Raw genomic sequence first — 570 nt, 5'->3', positions numbered from 1 at the left:
AGTTAAATCATTGATTTCTTCCGTGCATTCTTTAAATTGAGTTAATTGAGATAAAACTATTTTTTGTTTATTAATAGTTTGATGAGTATCCGTTTTCTTTTGATGTAAAGCTTTTCTTTGTTCCGTCAAAGCCAAAGTTTCTTTATTTAATTGGTCTTTCTTAGTTTGAATTTCGGCATATTGACCTCTTAAATCTTTAATTTTTTTTTCTAAAATTTGTTTATCATTATCAGATAATGATTCTTTTTGAAGTTCTTGTTCTTGGGCTGTGATTTCTTTTTGTAAAGAATTTAGTTTAACCATATAATCTCTTAATTGATCCATGTTTAAACGGATTTGATCTGATAAAATCTTATCTTGAGTATTAATTTTTTCTGTTTCATCTATTTTTTGTTGATTGTCTGTTTCTAATTCTGTCAGTTTTTTTTCTAACAAAGATAAAGTTTCTTGATTTTGAATATTATTAACAGGAGATGATGTATTATTGTTAGGTTTTTTTAAACCATAATAAAGACTTAATCCTATAATTAAAAGACTGAAACAAACTAAAAAACTAAAATAAAGTTTTTT

General features: G+C 24.0%; 1 protein-coding gene. It reads right to left on the bottom strand.

Features of this window, described 5'->3' with window-relative positions; translation table 11 throughout:
• Positions 1-570 (bottom strand): hypothetical protein (locus KTO59_RS04495; protein ID WP_284928858.1); only part of this gene is annotated, 570 nt, incomplete at both ends.

This window comes from Candidatus Phytoplasma sp. AldY-WA1, from assembly GCF_020312115.2.
Taxonomy (GTDB): domain Bacteria; phylum Bacillota_I; class Bacilli_A; order Acholeplasmatales; family Acholeplasmataceae; genus Phytoplasma; species Phytoplasma vitis.
The sequence above is the reverse complement of the archived record's forward strand: the minus strand, read 5'-3'. Positions and strand labels throughout refer to the sequence as shown.